This window comes from Rhizobium sp. CG4, from assembly GCF_023701965.1.
Classification (GTDB): Bacteria; Pseudomonadota; Alphaproteobacteria; order Rhizobiales; family Rhizobiaceae; genus Agrobacterium.
This window is the reverse complement of record NZ_JABAEG010000011.1, coordinates 87,987-107,818: the sequence shown is the minus strand read 5'-3', so window position 1 is coordinate 107,818 and position 19,832 is coordinate 87,987. Positions and strand designations below refer to the sequence as shown.

The 19,832-nt window shown below is 55.3% G+C and carries 20 protein-coding genes and 2 tRNA genes; 6 read left to right on the top strand and 16 right to left on the bottom strand.

The genetic code is table 11. The features are described from left to right. Window positions 1–55 precede the first annotated feature (55 nt). The 4 genes from HGO37_RS24190 to HGO37_RS24175 form a co-directional block, all read right to left on the bottom strand. The gene (locus tag HGO37_RS24190; RefSeq protein WP_192491458.1) at window positions 56–244 is read right to left on the bottom strand and encodes a Trm112 family protein; all 189 of its coding nucleotides are present in this window, start codon (window positions 242–244) and stop codon (window positions 56–58) included. Between the two features lie 12 nt (window positions 245–256). Continuing rightward, entirely contained in the window at window positions 257–931 is a 675-nt protein-coding gene (locus tag HGO37_RS24185) for an LON peptidase substrate-binding domain-containing protein (protein ID WP_250985595.1), read from the bottom strand. A gap of 107 nt (window positions 932–1,038) precedes the next feature. Continuing rightward, window positions 1,039–2,007: a thioredoxin gene (trxA, locus tag HGO37_RS24180; RefSeq protein WP_250985594.1), complete on the bottom strand. Its 969-nt coding sequence runs from the start codon at window positions 2,005–2,007 to the stop codon at window positions 1,039–1,041. 76 nt (window positions 2,008–2,083) lie between these two features. Then, window positions 2,084–2,593 (bottom strand): prolyl-tRNA synthetase associated domain-containing protein, encoded by a 510-nt coding sequence (locus tag HGO37_RS24175; protein WP_250985593.1) that lies wholly within the window; start codon window positions 2,591–2,593, stop codon window positions 2,084–2,086. 261 nt (window positions 2,594–2,854) lie between these two features. On the opposite strand from HGO37_RS24175, the gene HGO37_RS24170 reads away from it, so the two are divergent. Together HGO37_RS24170 and HGO37_RS24165 are read left to right on the top strand one after the other, a co-directional pair. Beyond that, window positions 2,855–2,929: transfer RNA gene (locus tag HGO37_RS24170), tRNA-Gly, on the top strand. A gap of 245 nt (window positions 2,930–3,174) precedes the next feature. Then, a tRNA-Gly gene (locus HGO37_RS24165) sits at window positions 3,175–3,249 on the top strand. 60 nt (window positions 3,250–3,309) lie between these two features. Here HGO37_RS24165 and HGO37_RS24160 read toward each other — a convergent pair. The 3 genes from HGO37_RS24160 to HGO37_RS24150 form a co-directional block, all read right to left on the bottom strand. Continuing rightward, on the bottom strand, window positions 3,310–4,092 hold the full coding sequence (locus HGO37_RS24160) for an endonuclease/exonuclease/phosphatase family protein (RefSeq protein WP_250985629.1): 783 nt from the start codon (window positions 4,090–4,092) through the stop codon (window positions 3,310–3,312). Window positions 4,093–4,163: 71 nt separating this feature from the next. Continuing rightward, window positions 4,164–5,624, bottom strand: a complete 1,461-nt coding sequence (locus HGO37_RS24155; protein ID WP_250985592.1) for a phospholipase D-like domain-containing protein — start codon at window positions 5,622–5,624, stop codon at window positions 4,164–4,166. A gap of 96 nt (window positions 5,625–5,720) precedes the next feature. Beyond that, complete coding sequence (locus HGO37_RS24150) at window positions 5,721–7,154, bottom strand: M20 family metallopeptidase (RefSeq protein WP_250985591.1); 1,434 nt, start codon at window positions 7,152–7,154, stop codon at window positions 5,721–5,723. Between the two features lie 213 nt (window positions 7,155–7,367). Between HGO37_RS24150 and pdxY the strand changes: the two genes are divergently transcribed. Together pdxY and HGO37_RS24140 are read left to right on the top strand one after the other, a co-directional pair. Continuing rightward, window positions 7,368–8,243 (top strand): pyridoxal kinase PdxY, encoded by an 876-nt coding sequence (gene pdxY / locus HGO37_RS24145; RefSeq protein WP_250985590.1) that lies wholly within the window; start codon window positions 7,368–7,370, stop codon window positions 8,241–8,243. A gap of 161 nt (window positions 8,244–8,404) precedes the next feature. Beyond that, a complete protein-coding gene (locus HGO37_RS24140) occupies window positions 8,405–9,046 on the top strand; it encodes a carbonic anhydrase (RefSeq protein ID WP_192491465.1) in 642 nt (213 codons plus the stop codon). Window positions 9,047–9,072: 26 nt separating this feature from the next. Here the strand turns inward: HGO37_RS24140 and HGO37_RS24135 are convergent, their stop codons facing one another. Continuing rightward, on the bottom strand, window positions 9,073–9,888 hold the full coding sequence (locus HGO37_RS24135) for a lytic murein transglycosylase (protein WP_192491466.1): 816 nt from the start codon (window positions 9,886–9,888) through the stop codon (window positions 9,073–9,075). A gap of 196 nt (window positions 9,889–10,084) precedes the next feature. Continuing rightward, window positions 10,085–11,119 carry an aspartate-semialdehyde dehydrogenase gene (locus HGO37_RS24130; protein ID WP_192491467.1) on the bottom strand — a complete coding sequence of 345 codons (1,035 nt, stop codon included), beginning with the start codon at window positions 11,117–11,119 and terminating at the stop codon, window positions 10,085–10,087. 499 nt (window positions 11,120–11,618) lie between these two features. Here HGO37_RS24130 and HGO37_RS24125 point away from each other — a divergent pair, with 499 nt between their 5' ends. After that, a complete protein-coding gene (locus HGO37_RS24125; protein ID WP_250985589.1) occupies window positions 11,619–13,505 on the top strand; it encodes an MFS transporter in 1,887 nt (628 codons plus the stop codon). Window positions 13,506–13,608: 103 nt separating this feature from the next. Here the strand turns inward: HGO37_RS24125 and HGO37_RS24120 are convergent, their stop codons facing one another. After that, a complete protein-coding gene (locus tag HGO37_RS24120; RefSeq protein WP_250985588.1) occupies window positions 13,609–14,604 on the bottom strand; it encodes a nucleoside recognition domain-containing protein in 996 nt (331 codons plus the stop codon). Between the two features lie 121 nt (window positions 14,605–14,725). On the opposite strand from HGO37_RS24120, the gene HGO37_RS24115 reads away from it, so the two are divergent. Continuing rightward, on the top strand, window positions 14,726–15,178 hold the full coding sequence (locus HGO37_RS24115; protein WP_250985587.1) for an Lrp/AsnC family transcriptional regulator: 453 nt from the start codon (window positions 14,726–14,728) through the stop codon (window positions 15,176–15,178). 11 nt (window positions 15,179–15,189) lie between these two features. Here the strand turns inward: HGO37_RS24115 and HGO37_RS24110 are convergent, their stop codons facing one another. From HGO37_RS24110 to rutA, 6 genes are all read right to left on the bottom strand, one after another. After that, window positions 15,190–15,714 (bottom strand): flavin reductase, encoded by a 525-nt coding sequence (locus tag HGO37_RS24110; RefSeq protein WP_250985586.1) that lies wholly within the window; start codon window positions 15,712–15,714, stop codon window positions 15,190–15,192. Window positions 15,715–15,832: 118 nt separating this feature from the next. Then, complete coding sequence (locus HGO37_RS24105) at window positions 15,833–16,423, bottom strand: malonic semialdehyde reductase (protein WP_250985585.1); 591 nt, start codon at window positions 16,421–16,423, stop codon at window positions 15,833–15,835. Next, the gene (gene rutD / locus HGO37_RS24100) at window positions 16,407–17,228 is read right to left on the bottom strand and encodes a pyrimidine utilization protein D (RefSeq protein ID WP_250985584.1); all 822 of its coding nucleotides are present in this window, start codon (window positions 17,226–17,228) and stop codon (window positions 16,407–16,409) included. The genes HGO37_RS24105 and rutD overlap by 17 nt, the downstream gene beginning before the upstream one ends. 5 nt (window positions 17,229–17,233) lie before the next feature. Then, window positions 17,234–17,623: a pyrimidine utilization protein C gene (rutC, locus tag HGO37_RS24095; protein WP_250985583.1), complete on the bottom strand. Its 390-nt coding sequence runs from the start codon at window positions 17,621–17,623 to the stop codon at window positions 17,234–17,236. A 35-nt stretch (window positions 17,624–17,658) separates the two neighbouring features. Further along, window positions 17,659–18,399: a pyrimidine utilization protein B gene (rutB, locus tag HGO37_RS24090; RefSeq protein ID WP_250985582.1), complete on the bottom strand. Its 741-nt coding sequence runs from the start codon at window positions 18,397–18,399 to the stop codon at window positions 17,659–17,661. Then, on the bottom strand, window positions 18,396–19,487 hold the full coding sequence (gene rutA / locus HGO37_RS24085; RefSeq protein WP_250985581.1) for a pyrimidine utilization protein A: 1,092 nt from the start codon (window positions 19,485–19,487) through the stop codon (window positions 18,396–18,398). The genes rutB and rutA overlap by 4 nt, the downstream gene beginning before the upstream one ends. Between the last annotated feature and the right edge of the window lie 345 nt (window positions 19,488–19,832).

Sequence of the window (19,832 nt, the reverse complement as noted above, 5' to 3'; positions counted from 1 at the left end):
TTTATGGCTGAAATCCATAACGCCGACATGACGATGTTATGCGGCAGTTGGAAGGCTAATCTTCCAGCTTGCGGGCTTCAGAAACCAGCATGATCGGAATTCCGTCGCGAATGGGATAGGCAAGGCGCCCGCTCTCGGAAACCAGCTCGTTTTTCTCGCGGCTATAGGACAGCGTGCCCTTGGTCAGCGGGCAGACCAGAAGCTCAAGCATCTTCGGGTCAACCCGGCTCATTTTTTCATGCATGCAACATCACCTTCATTGCAAAACATTACCGCCATCGCTGCGCCCCTGCGCCAGTACGATTTCGGTAATAGCAATCAGCGTTTCCGCGCGTGAACGAAGATCCGGCGCCTCAAGCAGTGCCTGCTTTTCCGCAGGCCCGAAAGGTGACATCATCGACAGGGAGTTGACCAAAATACGGTTTCCGGCCCGCTCGACACTTTCCCAGTCGGCTTCCAACTGGTTGGCATCCAGAAAATCACGAAACACTCGCAACAAACTATCCCGGTCAACGGCGCTCTCGTCATCGTCTCCGGTGAGGTCCGTCAGCAAAGGCGCGTGTTTGAAAACCCGGTAGGGTTTGGAGCAGGCCACTTCGTCTATCAGCCGGAAACGGCACACGCCCGTCAGGGTCACCAGATAACGACCGTCACCGCTTTCGGTAAACGACGTGATACGGCCAAGGCAGCCGATCTGGCTTAAAACGGGCGTATTGACATCGTAATTATTCGCCTCTGTCAGCGATGGTTGCACCATGCCGATCAACCGTTCCGCCGCCATCGCCGCATCAAACATCGTCAGATAACGCGGTTCGAAAATGTTCAGCGGAAGATTGCCACCGGGCAGCAAAAGTGCGCCGGACAACGGAAAAACCGGAACGGTGGCGGGCAGATCACTGCCCTTCACATATCTCGCATTTCCCACTTGCATCAGGATCATCCCTCAGCGTGAAAGCCACAACAGGCCAGATACACTAAAGCACCAAATGTGGTGTTTTTGCGCAAAAACGCAAGCCTTTGTCAGCGATCAGACCCGGTTCAGGAGAATAGAACGGCAGAAAGTTTACGCCGTGCTGCAACCGTTGCTGGGTCCTTGAAGCCCCATGCATCGAAAAACTCGAGCAGCAGACGGCGCGCGCCATCATCATCAAAAGTGCGGTCCTTGCGCATCACCAGCAGCAGGTGATCTGCCGCCTCGTCACGCTTGCCCTGCACATTGAGGATCTTTGCCAGTTTCACCCGTGCTTCGTGGTTGTCGACGTTCAGTGCAAGCTCATGTTCCAGCGCTGTCGGATCGCCCAGCTTGCGGGCTTCTTCATACTGCGCCAGTTTTTTCTGAACAGCCTGAATACCTGCATCTTCGGCAATTTCCGGCGGCAGCGACGACAGCAACTGGCTGGCGCGGTCCTGTTGGCCAACCGCAATCATGCAGTCGGCGATACCGGCGATCGCACCGGCATTGTCAGGTGCAGCTTGCATTACACCGCCAAAAAGCTGGGCCGCCTGATCGTACTGACCATCCGCCAACAACTGGCGTGCTTCAGCCAATGCAGCTTCAATCTCGGCTGCAGCGTCATTGCCTGCCGGTCCAGCAATCTTGTCGATGAACTCGCGGATCTGGCTCTCAGGCACAGCACCCATGAAGCCATCTACCGGGCGACCGTCCGCAAAGGCGACGATTGCCGGGATGGACTGAATGCCAAGCTGTCCGGGAATGGACGGATGATCATCGATGTTCAGCTTGACGAGCTTCACGCGGCCAGCCGATTCGTTGATGACCTTTTCCAGAACAGGTGTCAGCTGTTTGCACGGTCCGCACCACGGCGCCCAGAAATCCACCAGAACAGGCTGACGACGTGACTCTTCAAGCACATCCTTGGTAAAACCTGCCGTGGTGGTGTCCTTGATGAAACCGCCCTCACCAGCACCGTTAGCGGCACCATATTGGGCCGATGCGCTCATTTGCGCACCAAAAGAACCGCCATAGGGGTTGTCCATTCCGCTCATCGTCGTCTCCAGTTCTTGAAGCCAGCACAGGCCGCACTGTCGTGCGCCAAAGCATTATCGTGGCAAAGATCGTATGTCACTCGCTCACTTTCAAGACAAGCGGTGTGTGACCGGTCGCCTCGAGAAAACGCAACACGTCTTTGGAGGTCAAAGTTGTGGTTGCATCATTGGAAAGCGGATGGCCGTTGATCAGCTCGTTTTCCATCAGTGCTTCATCCAGCACAAAGGTCACTGCATTGCCGATATCGTTGATCGCACCAAACACCGTGACCGAACCCGGCACCACACCCAGATACTCCAGCATCTTTTCCGGCTTGCCAAAAGAGACCTTGCTCGCCGCACCGATCACCTTGTGCACGGTCTTCAAATCAACCACCGCATTTTCTTCGACGGTCAGCACAAAATACTGGTCCTTCTTGTCCTTCACGAACAGATTTTTGGTGTGGCCACCAGGAATGAGGTCACGCAAAGACTGCGATTCGGCCACGGTAAACACCGGTTCATGGCTCGTTGTCTTATGGGAAATGCCCAGATTATCGAAGAATTCGAACAGGGCTTCAGGCGTTTTAGGGGCCGGATTTGTCATGTCATCGCTTCTCTGCTGTCACTCGATCTGAAATAGCCGTCAGAGGGTTTTAAGCGGCAAAATCAAGTCACGCAATGGCATCCACAAAACAAACCCCTAAAATTTCCATTTACTTTCAATAACTTGAAAGGCGAATGCATTTTTTCTCACTCTTTTTGTCATTTCCCTGTTGCATTTGAAAATCGATTGAGCGATATAGCCCCCGTCGCCGCAACGCAGCGACCCACGGCTCAGCGACTACCCCGGGCCTTGGATTTTTGAGCGGGTGTAGCTCAGGGGTAGAGCACAACCTTGCCAAGGTTGGGGTCGAGGGTTCAAATCCCTTCGCCCGCTCCAAATCTCCCAAAAAGAGATAAATGCTCAAAACCGCCGCAAGGCGGTTTTTGCATTTCAGGCCTATTGTTTTTCAATTTCTTTGACGCCTTCCCACAGAATATGCGCCTTCAACGGCAGAAAACTAAATGCATCACGAAATGTATTGAGTATTGCATTTGAAAATCGATTGAGCGATATAGCCGTCGTCGCAGCCGCAACGCAGCGACCCACGGCTCAGCGAACTACCCCGGGCCTTGGATTTTTGAGCGGGTGTAGCTCAGGGGTAGAGCACAACCTTGCCAAGGTTGGGGTCGAGGGTTCAAATCCCTTCGCCCGCTCCAAATCTCCCAAAAGGAGATAAATGCTCAAAACCGCCGCAAGGCGGTTTTTGCATTTCTGGCCTATGGTTTGTCAGTTTCCTTAACACCGTCCCACTGAATATGCGCCTTCAGCGGCAGGTGGTCAGAGGCGACGCGTGCCAGCGCCGAATCATGCACAGTCACCGAACCAATTAATTCTTTGCGGTTGGCGATGATTCGATCCAGTGCCAAGACCGGCAGGTTGGAAGGAAAGCTCGGCACCGCCGGCGGCAAAAAACCAAATGCATCACGAAATGTATTGAGTGACGATCCCTTTCCAAGCCGCCACTCATTAAGATCGCCCATCAAAATGGTTGGCAGTCCCTCACGTTCGCCCAAAAGTTCCAGCAATGCCCTCGCCTGTTGTGCTCTCGAATGGCGCAAAAGCCCGAAATGCGCAGCAATCACCCGTAGCGCGCCACCACGCTTCAATTCAAGTTCAGTGACCAGCGCACCGCGTGGCTCAAGACCGGGCAGTTTTACCGTGTGCACATCCCGGACTTTGCCTTCCTTGAACAGCAGCACGTTACCATGCCAGCCATGCGCTTTGCCTGCCGGTGCAATGGGCACGGCGACCAAGCCATTTTCGCGCTCCAGCCTCGCCAGATCGAGCAGGCCACGTCGTTCGCCGAAGCGGGTATCGGCTTCTTGCAGGGCAATAATGTCGGCTCCGATTTCCTGAATGACGCGACTGGTTCGCTCAGGGTCAAAACGGCCGTCTCGGCCAACGCATTTATGAACATTATAAGAGGCGATCACCGGCTGTGACGTGTCCATCAACACGCCATGCTCCTGACGGCGTCGCCGATTCTTGATGGATGCCATTAGTGCGGCTTGCAGGCTCTCCGTCTTGGTCTTTTCCCTGATACGATTCACGAAATGCCATTCTCCCGCAATTACAGATAAGGTGAGGCCAGCCACAGAACCCGCTCGGTAAAGCGGACCAGAAACGGACGTGCACGTAACGCATCAAGGCTGACCGCGGTTGCGTTCTGGCGAGCCGTCTCCATGCGTTCAGCGATCTGGCGGGCGAAGGCTTCATCCAGCACTTCGATATCGATCTCAAAATTCAACCGCAGCGAGCGCGGGTCAAGGTTCGAAGAGCCGACATAGGACCAGCGGTCGTCAATCACCATCAGCTTGGAGTGGTTGAAGGCACCTTCGGCGCGCCAGATACGGCAATAGTTCCTCAAAAGCTGGTCAAACTGCGCCGTCATGGCGTGGTCCACCAGCTTGAGATTGTTGCTGGCCGGCACAATAACATCTACCTGCACACCTCGGCGCGCCGCCGTGATGATCGACGAGATCAATTCACGGTCAGGCAGGAAATAGGGCGACATGATCAGGATAGAGGAACGTGCGACTGAGAACGCCCCCATCAGCATCTTGTGGCTGGTTTCGATACTTTTATCCGGACCCGATGACGCAATACGCGCCATCAACGGAGAGCCCGGTTCGGCATCCGGCAGCACGATATCCCACACAGGGCCGTCGAGAAGCTCGTCAGTGGTAAAACGCCAGTCCTCGGCAGCAATGGTAAACAGGTCGGCGACGATTGGTCCCGTTACCTTGAAATGTGTGTCGAGCGCGAAATCCTTGCCGGCAAATTCTCCGGTGAAACCTTCTCGTATGTTCATGCCGCCGGTAAAACAGAACTGCCCATCGACAACCAGGATCTTGCGGTGCGTGCGCAGATTGGCATAGGGCAGCCTCAATCCCATCACCACCTGACCGTTGAACACGTCAGTGGTAACACCTTCTCGCTGCAGATGACCGACGATACTTGGCACGGAATAACGGGCACCCACGGCATCCACCAGCACCCGCACCTCAACGCCGCGTTTTTTTGCCTGTGAGAGCGCCTCGACAAACCGCAGGCCAATACGGTCATGGTCGAAAATATAGGTTTCCAGAATGACGCTGCGTTGCGCGGCATGGATGGCATCCAGCATCGCCTTGTAGGCCGCGTCACCAGTTTCCAGCGGCGTTATGCTGTTGCCGGACGTCATCGCATGGCGGGTCACGCGGTCGGCCAGCGTCTTCATTGCCGCAAAACGACGTCCAAACAGCCGGGTGACAGTCTCGCCATCGACGTCATATTGCACAACGCGGTCCATTATACCGCCCTGCACCAGGGAGCGGTGCTGAATGATGGAGCTGCGCCTTATGCGGTTGATGCCGACAATAAAATAGATGACCGCACCAACGATAGGTGACAGCACGATCACACCGACCCAGCCGACGGCGGAGCGAACCTCTTCTTTGGTCATCGTGGCGTGGACGGCAGCGATCGTTCCCAGGACCACGGAAAGAACGGCAAGAATATGCGGCCAATAGGTCACGAACAGATCGAGCATTCATTGAATATAATACGGTTGTTGCGGCACGCAATGCGTGCCGCAATCAAAGGCTGTACTATCGCCGGAAATCCGTCGCCCGTCTTTCAGGGTAGTTTAGCGCGATGACATTTCGCGAATCGGCGGCTCAGACCCTTCCGGCAGAGGGCTGATATAGGGCTTGCCTTTACGGCGCCTGACCAGATCAGCCCGCGCAGCCTCACGCAACTGTTCACTTTCCAGAGCCGCCAGTCCTGTAGCCGCCATGACCTTAGCCACGGCCACCATGCCCTTGTGGGCCGCCGGGCTCTTGCCCTGCGCGACAAGTTGCCAGGTGTGGAACTGTGTGCCGATGGCGCAGGTTGGACCATCCGCTTGCACGGTTGGTACTACCCAGCTGACATCGCCTACATCGGTCGAGCCGGTGCTCAATGTCGCGCGATCATGCGAAGGCACGACAAAATCCGTCAGCGGAATATCCCGCTCCGGCAAGCTGAATGCGCGCCAGGTCGCTGCAATATCGTCGGGTGACAGCGCCTTGCGGATTTCCGTGGCAAAGGCGCGGTCCTGCTCATCAAACTCAGGCACGCCCAGCTGCTCCCAGATATCCTGCATGACATCCATTAGTGGCGTGTTGGGCAAAAGATTGGAAACGGCACTGATCACCCGGCTCTCGACCGAGGTCTCCGTCATCAGCGTTGCGCCTTTGGCAACATTTTTGACACGCTCGATCAGTGACAGCATACCGTCGAGTTCCGGCGCACGCACCACATAGCGCACCTTCGCGCGTGCCTGCACGACATTGGGGGAAATGCCGCCCGTATCCAGCACTGCGTAATGGATGCGGCAGTCAGACGGCATATGTTCGCGCAGGTAATTGACCCCGACATTCATCAATTCCACCGCATCAAGCGCGCTGCGTCCCAGATGTGGGTTCGCGCCAGCATGTGCAGCACGCCCCTTAAAGGTAAAGTCGACGCGGGAATTCGCCAGTGTCGTGCTGCGCTGAACTCCCGCGAAATCACTGGGATGCCAGCAGATGGCAACATCGACATCATCAAACACACCGGCCCGAACCATAAAGGCCTTTGCCGCGCCACCTTCTTCTGCCGGGCAACCATAGTAACGCACGCGGCCGGCAATACCTGTGTCCGCCAGCCAGTCCTTCAACGCAGTCGCCGCCAGCAAGGACGCCGATCCAAGCAAATTGTGGCCGCAACCATGGCCATTGGCACCTTCGGTTTCAGGATCGTGGTTGGTGGCGCCCGCCTTCTGGCTCAAACCGGCCAGCGCATCATATTCACCCAGAAACGCAATGACCGGGCCACCTTTTCCCGCTTCGCCCATCAGGGCGGTTGGAATACCCGCCAGATCGGCCGTGACGTTGAAGCCCTGTTTTTCCAGCATGCTGCGGTGTGCGGCGGCCGATGCCGTCTCCATGTAACAGGTCTCGGGTGTTCCCCATACGGTGTCGCTAAGCTCTATGAAGTCCTGCTTTTTATCCTCCACAATCTGCCAGATGCGTGGACGGTTGGAATCTTGCTTTGTCATGCTGAAATACTTTCGTGACAGTCCCGGAATAGGTGCTGGCCGTGACCATAGCTTTTCATGGTAAAATGAAAAGTGTCGCTTCAGGCCAGCCATGCGTAAACAACGGTGGAATATAATAAATTGCTATGCCATGAGAGGCGGCAATGAATGCTAAAGCCTGACAGAAGTGGCGCACCATCGCCGCTCCCGGGCTTCGATTGGAATGTGAGTGTCATGTCTGAAACCGTAAACGGCAGCGTCATCGCCATATCCAGCCAGGTCATGCGCGGTTCCGTCGGCAACCGCGCGGCGGCATTTGCCCTTGAAACACTGGGCTTTCCCGTCTGGTCCGTTCCCACCATTGTCATGCCATGGCATCCCGGCCAGGGACCATCGACGCGGTTGCGGTTTCCCGACGCCGATTTTGAAAAGGCAATGAACGATCTGGCCAATGCGCCATGGACCGGTGAAGTCAAAGCTGTACTAACGGGCTATTTCGGCAGCGCTGCGCAGGTGAGAGCCGTTGCACGCCTGATAAAGACCCTGCGGGAAAAGAACCCGGACCTGATTTACGCCTGCGACCCTGTCATGGGCGACAAGGGCGGGCTTTATGTGCCATTGGAAACCGCACAGGCCATTCTGGACGAGCTTATTCCACTTGCCTCGATTGCCACACCTAATCGTTATGAGCTTGCGTGGATGAGTGGTGCAGACCTTGAAACCAATGCCACCATCATGGATGCGGCTCTTGCGCTTGGTCCTGCACGCATGCTGGTTACTTCGGCAGTGCCGATGATGACAGGCGGTATCGGCAATCTGTTCCTCAGCGGTAAAGCCGCCTTGCTGGCTGAACACCGTTCGATCGACAATGTGCCAAATGGCCTGGGCGATTTGCTGGGCGCGCTGTTTCTGGCGCGGGTGCTGCAAGGCATGAGCGATGAGAAGGCGCTGCAACTGGCAACGGCCAGCGTTTTTGAAATACTGGCACGCACCATGAAACGTGGCATGAATGAGCTGACGCTGGAAACCGACGCCTCAAGTCTCTCTACGCCCATGGCCATGGTACAGATGCGCCACCTGATGCATCCCGGCCGGGTGAAACAAAAATAACAGCTACTCGATCTGCCAAAAAGGTGTAGATCGAGCTCATTCAGAAAATGCGAAAATACAAAACCATGCGCATTTTCCGCAATCGGGCCTGTCCCTTGCTGCTTCGGGACAGACCTCACCAACTGATTGATATTCAGTCAAAGGAAGGATAATTCGAACCCATGCAGAATTTCCCCCCATCTCTTCTGTCTGGCTACAGAAACTTCATGAGCGGTCGCTACAAGGACGAAAGCGAACGTTATCGCGCCCTGGCTGAAACCGGTCAAAAACCTCAAACACTCTTTATTGCCTGTTGCGACTCCCGCGCTGCGCCCGAAACGATTTTCGATTGCGGTCCGGGAGAACTGTTCGTGATGCGCAACGTCGCTAACATGGTTCCGCCATTTGAGCCCGACGGCCAGTACCACGGCACATCCTCGGCCATCGAATATGCCGTTCAGGTCTTGAAGGTGAAGGACATTGTTGTGATGGGACACGGCCGCTGCGGCGGCATCCAGGCAGCGCTCGACCCCAATCTGGCGCCCTTGTCGCCCGGCGACTTCATCGGCCGCTGGATGGGCCTTGTGAAACCCGCTGCCGAGCAAATCCAGAGCAACGACATCATGACGGCTGGCGAGCGCCAGACCGCACTTGAGCGCGTCTCGATCCGCAACTCCATCAACAACCTCATGACCTTCCCGTTCCTGAAAACCCAGGTCGAAGCTGGCAAAACGAAAATTCACGGCGCATGGTTCGACATCTCGACCGGTGAACTGTGGATCATGGACAGCAAAACGGGCGACTTTCGCCGCCCGGATGTGTGATTGAATTGAAGTGGTGACGGCCAGACTTACTGGCCGTCGATCGCCTGACCGATATGGGCAATTGCCTGCTGGTAAACGCTTGCAGCATTCCAGCCCTGAATGGCAGCATAGCTCGGCTGACCGGGCTGATAACCGGCACCACGAACCCAACCGTGACCCTTGAGGAAGTTTGCCGTCGAGGCAAGTGCATCGGCGCGCGAACCAACCAGATCAACGCGACCGTCACGGTCAGCATCAACGCCGTAACGAACCACGTTCAGCGGCAAGAACTGCGTCTGGCCAATTTCGCCGTGTGCTGCACCCTTAGCGCTGGTCGACAGTGAGCCCTTGCCGACGAGCTGCAGAGCCGCATAAAGCTGCTCTGTGAAATATTCAGAACGACGGCAGTCATAAGACAGGGTCGCAACAGCAGACAGCGTGTGCTGGTTGCCCATGAAGCTGCCAAAACCGGTTTCCATGCCCCAGATTGCAATCAGCGGGCCAGCAGGAACGCCATAAGTCTTCTCCAGCTGCGCAAATAGCGCGGCATTGTTGCGCTTCATGGTCTTGCCACGGGAAATGATCGTTGCGCCACCACGTTTCTGCATGAACTGGTCGAAGGACAGCTTGAAGCTGTGTTGGCCACGGTCGGCGCGAATGGTAGCGGTATTGTAGGTCACATTGGCAAAAGCGCGGTCAAGAACCGACTTGCTGACACCCTTGGCAGCGGCTTCACTCTTGAAGGCATCAACCCACTGCGGAAAACCAGCAGACGTATTGCCACATTGCGCAGCCATTACAGGCGCAGCCACCAAACCGGCAAACATCGCCACACCAAGGGAAAGTACCTTCATTGCCCGCATCAGAAATTCGTCCTCAATTGTTACTTCAGGGGAACTTCGCCCCTGACAGCGCACGGCCTTGTTGCCGCGTATAAATTGTAAAATGCCTGCTCATGGAAGAAGCGGCAAATAAACTGGCCGTGATGCGGCTAATTTAAAACCCGCCTCTTCTTAACTGAACAGGCGGGTTATATTCAACGTTTCTTACGAAAAAGTATCAAGCAGCAGCTTTGCGTGGCTTGATAAGGCCACGGTTGACCAGAAGCTCGGCAATCTGGATTGCGTTCAGGGCTGCACCCTTACGCAGGTTGTCGGAAACAACCCAGATGTTCAGGCCGTTTTCAACTGTTGCGTCTTCACGGATACGCGAGATGTAGGTCGCATCTTCACCAGCACTTTCAACAGGCGTGATGTAGCCGCCGTCTTCATGCTTGTCGATGACGAGGCAACCTGGCGCTTCGCGCAGGATGTCACGAGCCTGATCGGCTGTGATCTCGTTTTCGAATTCGATGTTGACGGATTCAGAGTGACCAATGAACACAGGAACGCGAACAGCCGTGCAAGTGACCTTGATCTTTGGATCAAGCATCTTCTTGGTTTCAGCAAGAACCTTCCACTCTTCCTTCGTGTAACCGTCTTCCATGAACACGTCGATGTGCGGGATCACGTTGAAGGCGATACGCTTGGTGAACTTCTTGTTCTCGACCGGGTCAGCCACGAACACTGCGCGGGTCTGCGTGAACAGTTCGTCCATGCCTTCCTTACCAGCGCCAGAAACGGACTGATAAGTGGACACGACAACACGCTTGATCTTGGCAAAGTCATGCAGCGGCTTCAGCGCGACAACGAGCTGCGCTGTCGAGCAATTTGGGTTGGCGATGATGTTCTTCTTGCCAAAAGTATTGATGGCATCCGGGTTTACTTCCGGCACGATCAACGGAACTTCCTGATCATAGCGCCATGCGGAAGAGTTATCGATGACAACGCAACCCTGTGCGCCGATCTTGGGAGACCACTTCTTGGAAATATCGCCACCCGCCGACATCAGGCAGATATCGGTGTCGGAGAAATCGTAGTTTTCGAGATTGGAAACCTTCAGCGTACGGTCACCGTAGGAAACTTCGGTACCCTGGCTGCGTGCCGAGGCCAGCGCCACAACTTCATCTGCTGGAAACCCGCGTTCTGCGAGGATATTGAGCATCTCGCGACCGACATTACCGGTGGCGCCTGCGATTGCAACTTTGAAACCCATAATCAAGCTCTCTTTCTTCTCTCCTCTTTTTGGTGAGGGGGAACCGCATTGCTGCGATTTCCTGTTCCCCAGCCAAACCGGGGAGAGAGCGGTGGCCAGAGACGTTAGACGGTTTTAATCGTCGTTTTGGCCATAATTCGGATAGAATAAGAAAAGCGTGGTAAAGCCCCGGCTTCATCAGCCGGTCTGTTGCATGCAGCAATGTCACAGACATTCAAATGCAAGGTCGCTCTCCCTTTCGAGGCAAGCTATTAGATGGTTTAGCGGTTCTGTCAAGGCTGTATCGGCTGAAAACTGGTCGCGAAACGCCTGTCATCAGGCAAAAGCTGCGGCACTTTTGCACAAGCAAATTAGACTAAAGTCATAATGCGAAAGCATCGCTCTTCCTCTCGTTAATTTTCTGTCAATCTATTCACTGGTGCATCGTGCCTTTTCAGGCAACCCGGAGGAGAGTTGGGTTCACGCGATGCGACCATTTTACATCTGTGGAGGACAGAAAATGGCAAACGCAGCAGCCGTAAGCGGCTCGTCCCGTCCAATGACGGGAGAGGAGAAGAAGGTGATTTTCGCCTCTTCCCTCGGAACAGTTTTTGAGTGGTACGACTTCTACCTTTACGGTTCGCTGGCCATCTATATCGGCGCGACCTTCTTCAGCCAGTATCCGGAAACGACGCGCAATATCTTCGCGCTTCTTGCCTTTGCCGCTGGCTTCCTCGTTCGCCCGTTCGGCGCGCTGGTGTTTGGCCGCCTCGGCGATCTGGTCGGTCGTAAATACACCTTCCTCGTCACCATCCTCATCATGGGCGTTTCCACGTTCCTCGTTGGTGTTCTGCCGGGTGCGGACACCATCGGTATCGCCGCTCCAATCATCCTGATCATCCTGCGCATGCTGCAGGGCCTGGCACTGGGCGGTGAATACGGCGGTGCTGCCACCTATGTGGCCGAACACGCTCCGAACGGACGTCGCGGTTACTTCACCTCATGGATCCAGACAACAGCGACGCTTGGTCTGTTCCTATCGTTGGTCGTCATTCTTGGCGTGCAGTTTGCCGTTGGCAAGGAAGCCTTTGCTGCCTGGGGCTGGCGCATTCCGTTCCTTCTGTCCGTCGCACTTCTGGGTGTTTCGGTCTGGATTCGTATGAAAATGAACGAATCCCCCGCCTTTAAAAAAATGAAGGACGAAGGCAAGCAGTCCAAGGCACCGTTGACGGAAGCTTTTGGTCAGTGGAAGAACGCCAAGATTGCCATTCTGGCGCTGATCGGTGCAGTTATCGGTCAGGCTGTGGTCTGGTACACAGGCCAGTTCTACGCGCTATTCTTCCTTCAGAGCATTTTGAAGGTTGATGGGCAATCGGCGAACATCATGGTCGCCTGCGCGCTGATCCTCGGCACCGGCTTCTTCGTACTGTTCGGTTGGCTGTCCGACAAGATCGGCCGCAAGCCGATCATCATGGCTGGCCTTCTGCTGGCGATGCTGACTTATTTCCCGCTGTTTAAAACCCTGACATGGGCCGGCAACCCGGCATTGGCACAGGCGCAGCAGGATGTTCGTGCAACGGTGACTGCCGCACCGGGCGACTGCAAATTCCAGTTCAACCCAACCGGTACTGCCAAATTCACCACCTCATGTGATATCGCAACGGCGTTCCTGACACGCAACTCCGTACCTTATGATGTTGTGATGACAGCTCCGGCCGGTACTCCAGCAACGGTTGCCGTCGGTGGCGCCACCATCAACAGCTATGACGCTGTTGCAGCGGGCGATCAGGCAACCGCACTGAGCAACACCTTCCAGAAGCAGGTCAACATTGCCCTTCACGATGGTGGTTACCCGCTGGTCCGCGGCACTGCAAAGGTGGCGGATGCCAAGCTGGATGCCTTCATTGCAGCCAACCCGGAACTCAATCTCAATGCAGAAGCGGTTCGCGCTGGCGAAAAGGCCGTGGTCCCGGCCGACAAGCTGGTGGCTGACAAGCTGGCAACGACGGCGGAACTGAACGGCGCATCGGAAATGGCGGTTTACACCATTGCCGGTGGTGGTGGCTTCACCATGGTGTCCGATCCGGCCGCGGTGAACTGGACAGTCATTATCGCTGTACTGACGGTTCTGGTGATCTATGTGACCATGGTCTACGGCCCGATTGCCGCTTTGCTGGTCGAACTGTTCCCGACCCGCATTCGTTACACCGGCATGTCGCTGCCATACCATATCGGTAACGGTTGGTTCGGGGGCCTGCTTCCAGCAACGGCTTTCGCGATGAGCGCGGCCAAGGGCGATATCTATTATGGCCTCTGGTACCCGATCATCTTTGCAGGGATCACGCTGGTCATCGGCCTGCTGTTCCTGCCTGAAACCAAGGACCGCGATATCCACGCAATGGATTGATCACCTTACACGACCAAAAGAAAACCCGGCGCAAGACGCCGGGTTTTTTATATCTGCCCTTATGTTCAACACACCATCGGGCACACAGCCTTTGAGCGGCAATTCATTGTGTTGGCAGCGATTGGCTTTGCACCTCACCGCCTTGCATCCTGAACATCTGCGCAAAAAACTGTTCATCCGACAGGCGACGAAGCACCGCCGCAATCATCGCCGTTACAACCACAGCAAACACCACGCGCCCGACAAGAATGCCGTAGACGTCAGCGCCAAGCGAAATCATGATCAGCGTATCCTCGATCACGCTATGCGCAAATCCCATGAAGACGCAGGACAAAAAAATCTGACGGGGAGATACCGTTCCCGAACGAGCCTCGCGGATCAGCAGGCCGGCACCATAGGAAATTCCAAGGAATAGTCCGACAGCCGTCAGATGGCCCGCCTCGCCTCGGATACCGGCAAGCCGCAACACCGGCTCAAGGGCTTTCATCATCCATGCCATCACCCCCGTCACTTTCAGCAGTTCAAGCGCCCAGAACAGCGCAAAAAGGATAACGAACATCAAGACCATGGTTTCGCCAAGGCTCCAGAAATATTCGCTCCACTGCGGCGTGACGCTGAGCGGGATCCAGGCCGGATTAACCGGCGCCGACAACCAGTCCATGGCCTGCAAAACATGATGCAGAAGAAAGGCGTAGAGCAGACCGCCTGCAACACGCAGCACGGTGGTGACAACCATGCCAGGACCAGCCTTCTGGATAATCTTCTGCTCGATAGGTAGACCGTGCGCAAACAGGATCAGTGCCGAAAAGACAGTGATATCCGCAACAGTCAGCGACGAGGCCAGCACAAGCGCAAAAATAAGCGGCACCGCGCCCCAGATCCCGACCAGCATTGCCGTCAGCCATGCCAGACCAAGTTCATTGGGCAGGCCAACCAGGCTCATCACAGGGGAAAAGGCCGGCGCGACCGCCTCAATCACCCCCATGCGCGACAGAAGCTCCGTCAGAAGGGCGATGGGAACGGTAATCCGGACAAGCAGCCAATAAATATCGATGGTGTCGCGCGTTTTTAGCATGAAGGTTGATAGCAGCGGCTGCATCAGAGGCTCCTTTGACTGTGCCCTGATCTGCTACCGCAGGCCCATTCGAATTTTTGGTCAAAGATTGCAGCTTTGTGCAATTTTATTGCAAATCCAATTTCATGAGCCTTATGTTGCCAGCATGGACAAGATCGATCAGAAACTACTCAACCTCATGCAACGCGATGCATCACGCACCAATGTCGAAATGGCCGACGAGGTGGGTCTTTCGCCGTCCAGTTGCCTGCGGCGGGTGCAGCGGCTCCACAAATCGGGGATCATCGATCGCATCGTGGCGATCCTCAATCCCTCGAAAGCCGGGCGTGGCATCAAGGCATGGGTGACGGTTGAGCTGAAACTGCATGGCGAACAGCATATGCGCCGGTTTCTGGATCTTGCATCTGCTGAGGCCGCCGTGACACAGGCCTATGCCGTGACCGGTGAAGCGGATGTCGTGCTGATGTTGCGACTGCGTGACATGGAAGAGTTTGATGCGCTTTGTGAGCGGCTGTTTCGGGATCAAACCAATGTCGCAAGGTTCTTCACTATGGTCGTCATTCGCACGGCAAAAGAAGAAACCGCCATCCGTCTCTAAAGGACGCTGGGTTACAGCGTCCGGTAACTGCGGTTGAAATAAAGCAGCGCTTCACCCTGTCCGTTATGGCGAATGCATTGCACATCGCAGATCAATATGTCGTGGGTGCCACCATCATGAATGTCACGCACCAAGCAATCCAGCGATACCATGGCTCCGTCAAGCGCCGGTGAACCAGTTTCAAGCCGTGACCAGACTCCGGCTGCGAAACGTTCCGCCATCGGTGTCTTTCCGCCAAACAATGCACTGAGGGTCTGGTGCTCCGACGTCAGCGTGTTGATGCAGACGACGCGGTTTTTGATAACCGATGGATGGGCGGACGAGGCCCGGTTGATGCAGACCAGCATGGTTGGTGGATTGTCTGAGACACTACATACCGCTGTTGCGGCAAAGCCGGCCATTCCGCCCGGACCATCTGTTGTCACGATGTTCACCGCAGCCGCCAGATGCGACATGGCATTGCGAAATGCCAAACTGTGGTCAGCCGAAGATGGCTTCGTTTCCTGCACGGTCATGGTTACAGTTTGTGCCTGCATCTGTTCAGTCCTGCCTTCATATGACCGGCCCGAAACAAGGTTTCGAAAGCCTGATCTCTCGTTTCAAAACTGCAGGCCATGCGCCCATCACCGGGGAAGAGCGCATGGCGCAATCACATCACGCCAGCACGCATGCCTCTTCAAAAGACAGGCGCGGCAATCGGCCGAACAACTTCGAAGGATCACCGTGGCCGAGATTGATCAAGAAGTTGGATTTCCAGCTTGTCCCGTCAAAAAATGCCTCATCGACCTTTGCCTTGTCGAAACCGGACATCGGCCCCGTATCCAGTCCCAGACTACGCGCTGCCAGGATGAGATAACCTGCCTGCAAGGTTCCATTGCGGAACGCGGTTTCCTCTGCAACGGCAGGGCTTGAGGTAAACCAGGACTTGGCATCCGCATGTGGGAAGAGTTCCGGCAGTTTCTCAAAGAACTGCGCATCGATTGCGGCGATCACCGTGACCGGTGCTGCCATGGTCTTTTCCAGATTGCCCGAAGACAAGGCCGGACGCAGTTTTTCCTTGGCCTCAGCCGAGCGCACGAACACAAAGCGCGCTGGCGAGCAATTGGCCGATGTTGGCCCCATGCGGGTCAGTTCGTAAATTTTCTGCAATTCCGCATCGGTCACTGGCTGATCGCTCCAGCCATTATGGGTGCGTGCTTCTGTAAACAGCGCAGCCAGCGCGTTGCTATCAAGTGGCAATGTCATGACGTTCCGTTTCCGTTTTGATTGCTGCTTTGTCCTGCAACAGAAAAGTCAGCATATCCTTATTGAAGCGTGTCGCTTCAGTGATGTTGACCGCATGGGCACCGAAGTCGGTAAGCAAAAGCTTGGCGTTGGGCAAGCCATCGGCAAGCCTGATAGAGCGCGTGTAGGGCACAAGCAGATCATCTTTTGTCGCGGTCACCCAGGTCTCAGTGTCGATCGCACCGAGACGGTCATCAATATCGAATGCCCGCAGTGCCGCAATGCGTCGCAACACATTGGTCTTGCCCTGAAAATGGGCGATGCCGTGCGCTTCATCTGCAGCCATTCGCTCCGTATGTTCACTCATCCACACGGCTGGATAAAGAAACAGCGGCTGCGCTTTCACAAACGCCTCGACGCCGGAATTTTCCAGAAGCGAAATGCGCGTATCGAAACACCGGCCCGAATGCGGATCCGCTTTGCTCCACGCATTGATCAGCAGCAGTTTGCCAAGCATGTCAGGCTGACGCAGTGCCAGCTCAAGTCCAATAAGACCGCCCAGCGCATGCCCCATAAAATGAAACCGCGTCAGCTTCAATGCATCGGCAATCTGCAGCACATCGTCGACCATGGCGGAAATACCGCCCTGTTCAGGCACCTCTCCGCCGGTGCGCCCCGTACCACGATGATCATAGGTCACAACGCGGAAATGTTCGGCAAGATCAGCTATCTGTGGTGCCCAATAGCTTCCCGATCCCCCCAGTCCTGAAGACAGGAGGATCGTTTCGACATCAGCGCTCTGTTGGCCGTGAACCTCGAAATACATCGGGCCTATTTCCCACCAATATGGGCAACGGTTGCAATTTCCACCAGCGCATCCGGTTTGACCAGGCCGCACTGAATGCAATAGCGGGCCGGTTTGTCACCCGGGAAATATTCGGCATAGACCTTGTTGACGGCCTGATAATTCGCCCAGTCGGTGATGAAGATATGGTTCATCGTCACATCGTCCATGGTGCCACCGGCAGTCTCAATTACCGATTTGATGGTTTCCAACACATGGCGCGTCTGCGCGCCGGCATCGCCCACATGCACAACATCGTTGTTCTTGTCGAAAGGCAGGGTGCCGGACACATAAACAACGCCATCAGCAAGGGTGCCGGGTGAATAGGGAGCAATCGGCTTCTGGGTGCCTTCCGGGACAATAATCGATTTCGGCATTTCAATTCTCCTCTTGGAACGGGTGATGACGACGTTCAGGCGTTTTCCGGTGCAGCCTGCGAAATGACGGCGCAAAAATCATTGACCGTCGCGACCCAGCCGAAAAACTTCTCGATGTTGTAGACGGTGGCCTGCTGAATGAAGTCAGGGCCGAGATGATGGGTGGCGTCTTCCAGCATCACCCCGAAATATTCGAGGTGGAACGCGTCTCTGAGTGACGATTCCACGCAGACATTTGTAGCGATGCCGACAAAAACCAGATTGCGAATGCCCCTTGCCCGCAGCACGCTGTCCATATTGGTGTTGAAGAACCCGCTGTAACGGGTCTTTGGCACAAGGATGTCGCCCGGCTGGGGTTGCAGCTCATCGACAATGGCGTAGTCCCAGGTGCCTTTGGCCAGTAACTTGCCCTGCAGATCCGGCCGCGCCCGCATGGTTTTTAGGGCATTGGACTTGTGCCAGTTGGGTGAACCCGGGCCACCCGCCTCGACATAGTCCTTGTCCCAGCCATTCTGGAAATAGATCACCTGCACCCCGGCAGCCCGCGCCGCATCCAGCGTTTTGCCAATATTGGCGATGGTTGATTTGGCACCGGAAATATCAAACCCGGCCAGATCGACATAACCGCCTTCGGTGGAATAGGCATTTTGCATGTCCACCACCACGACAGCGGTTTCCGATGGCTTGAGTGTGATCGGCTCTGGTCGCGCTGGCAGCGTTACACTTTGTGTGCGGCTTGTCGGGGCAACATATCCTGCAACAACGGGCTCGCTCATTCTGCTGCCTCCAGTGCAGGCTTGATGTGCTGGCGGCATTTCATCAGCGGCTGGATTTTGGTGCCAAAATCCTCAACGCCCTTCACAAAGTCATCGAAGGTCAGCAACACGCCGCCGGTGCCTGGAACGGTTGGAACCTCATCCAGCATCCTGGCCACCGTCTCATAGGACCCGACCAGCGTGCCCATGTTGATATTCACGGCAGAGACCGGGTCGGCCATCTGGCGGATATTGGTGTCGGAGCCGGATTTGGTGTCGGCAGCCCCCTGCAGACCGAGCCAGGAAATGGCCTCCTGATCAGCACCGGCCTTATAATGTTCCCACTTGGCGCGAGCACCCTCATCCGTTTCATCGGCAATCACCATGAACAGCACAAAGGACGACACATCACGGCCAGTCTTGGCGGTCGCTTCTATCAAACGTTCAGCGGCAGGTGCAAAAGCGGTGGGAGTGTTGACGCCAACACCAAAGCAGAAATTGTAATCAGCATATTTGGCGGAAAATTCCATGCCGGCATTGGATGAACCGGCACAGATGACTTTCATGTCAGCCTGCGGACGCGGGCTGAGACGGCAATCCTCCATCTTGAAGTAGTCGCCCTTGAAGTCGCTCTGGCCGTTTTCCCACAACTCGCGCAGAACAGTCGCGTATTCGCCGAGATAGTCATACCGTTTGGAGAAATATTCATCGCCCGGCCACATGCCCATCTGGGAATATTCCGGACGCTGCCAGCCCGTAACCAGATTGAGACCAAAACGACCATTGGAAATGCTGTCGATGGTCGAGGCCATACGTGCCACGATCGCCGGTGGCATGACCAGCGTTGCCGCGGTCGCAAACAGCTTGATCTTGGTTGTGACCGCCGCAAGACCGGACATCAGCGTGAAGGATTCCAGGTTGTGATCCCAGAATTCCGTCTTGCCGCCAAAGCCGCGCAGCTTGATCATCGACAGCACGAAATCGAGGCCGTATTTTTCGGCCTTGAGCGTAATTTCCTTGTTCAGTTCAAAAGTCGGTTTGTACTGCGGCGCATTTTCAGACAGCAGCCAGCCATTGTTACCGATAGGAATGAAAACGCCGATTTCCATGTCAACACTCTCCTGTGCCAATGCCTCAAGGGCGAGAATTCTTGACAAAAGAGAAGCAGGTTCCGTGCCAGATTATAAAATCAATATATTTCAATAATTTGGACAATTGGAATTTTAGAGTTTTTATCAGAAGATAAAATTTTTATCATTTGATAAAATATTTTCGCCCAATAAAACGCCCGAGATCATTATTTAGGCACCTATCGGAAATCAGTCCGCCGCTACTCAATGAGCGTAGAAATCTGGCGCTTGAAAGCTGGTGATGCAAGACTCAACAACGCACCTGCAGGACCTGCACTTGTTTGCTTCATTCGCGGTACCCAGATAGCGTCTGACATTTATGTT